Origin of the sequence: Paraburkholderia podalyriae, assembly GCF_014397785.1 — a bacterium.
Classification (GTDB): Bacteria; Pseudomonadota; Gammaproteobacteria; order Burkholderiales; family Burkholderiaceae; genus Paraburkholderia; species Paraburkholderia podalyriae.
Window position 1 is genome coordinate 1 of record NZ_VZQQ01000223.1, and the last position, 1,373, is coordinate 1,373.

General features: G+C 58.3%; 1 protein-coding gene, 1 tRNA gene and 1 pseudogene. 1 reads left to right on the top strand and 2 read right to left on the bottom strand.

Going from position 1 to position 1,373, the window contains the following annotated elements; genetic code table 11:
• Nucleotides 1–58 precede the first annotated feature (58 nt).
• Nucleotides 59–149, top strand: a tRNA-Ser gene (locus F6X42_RS42675).
• A 327-nt stretch (nt 150–476) separates the two neighbouring features.
• On the opposite strand, the gene F6X42_RS42680 is transcribed toward F6X42_RS42675, so the two are convergent.
• Both F6X42_RS42680 and F6X42_RS42685 read right to left on the bottom strand, forming a co-directional pair.
• Nucleotides 477–782: a hypothetical protein gene (locus F6X42_RS42680; RefSeq protein WP_187639737.1), complete on the bottom strand. Its 306-nt coding sequence runs from the start codon at nt 780–782 to the stop codon at nt 477–479.
• Nucleotides 783–900: 118 nt separating this feature from the next.
• Nucleotides 901–1,104, bottom strand: a pseudogene (locus F6X42_RS42685) (transposase); the annotation flags it as partial.
• Nucleotides 1,105–1,373 lie beyond the last annotated feature (269 nt).

Here is a 1,373-nt window from a genome sequence, read left to right on the forward strand (position 1 = left end):
GGGCTTTGGGTGGGGTGTGGCGCAGGGCGCGAAGTTTGCTATAATTCGGCTCCCCGCCGGAGAGATGGATGAGCGGTTTAAGTCGCACGCCTGGAAAGCGTGTATAGGTTAATAGCCTATCGGGGGTTCGAATCCCCCTCTCTCCGCCAGGATATCAATGAATACGGGCCTCTTGGCCCGTTTTTCGTTTCTACCCACCAAACAACCCACCATACGCCAAACTGTGGTTGCGGGTCGTGGCCCGTCGGTACAGGGGTCGGCGCACGCCACGTTGCCACCATGGGTTGAAACCATCCCGTTTGCATTGAGCATTGGCGGCGACACGCGCGCGCGTGATACCTGTTGCCGTTGCCGACTTCGCGGAACGCCGCCTGGGTCCCGGCCGGCAATGCCAACTCCCGGCGGCCATGCAACCGGTCAGGTTCGGAGGCAATCGTCTGCCTGAATCGCCATTCGGCTGCGGAGTCTGGAACCGCTCATCTGATGAAGCCGCGCTTCCTTCTCTCTCCTTCGATCCGCTTCATTTCGCCCATCCAGTACGCTTGTTGCACGGCGTCGTCAGCTCTCATCGCGAGTAGCGCCTGGAGTCGCGCTTCTTTCTCGGCTCGCACAAGATCTGCCTTCGCGCGAAGCATTTCAAGATCGCCATAGTCCACGGGTTTATAGACTCCACCCAGTCCGGAGTGAGCATAGATCGCGTATATCTCGTGGGCGATGATGGCTGCCTGGTCGGGATCCATACCTTCGCCCTCCAGCGCAAGTACGAACTTGTGCGTGTCCATGCAACCTCCTTATCGTGTTAGGGCCTGCCACTGGTGCGTGGCCGGATGACCGCGTTGCATCGCCGGCGCGACCGTGTAAAGCAGCACGAGAAACAACAGGCCAATCAAAGCGGCGGATTCAACCGGTCGATGCAACGATTGGGTTAAATCGCTCAGCCGGCGTGTCGAAGTTTAGTGTTTTTCGGGGACGTTCGTTGAGCCGCCTGGCTACGGCATTCAGTCTGGCCTGCGAGTAGACGGAGAGATCAGTACCCTTAGGGAAGTATTGCCTCAGAAGCCCATTCGTGTTTTCGTTTGAGCCGCGTTGCCAGGGAAGAGGTGGCTTCGCTCGTTCGGACAGTTTTCCGAGATTTTTAAGTGGAGCGTCCGAGGCAATCATGCTGCCGATTTGATCGCTGGCAGCGTCGCGAAGTATGCCTCATCCGGCGTGCGATCCGCCAGGCTCGAATGGGGCCGTTTCCGGTTGTACAAGTGCGTTTCATACTGCCCAACCTCGCTATGTTGTTGATAAATCTAGAGAGCCCTGTTGTGTCGTTGGTATTGTGGGGTGTCCACGCCGTGCGCGAGCCCGTCCGACGAGTTCGGTAACTG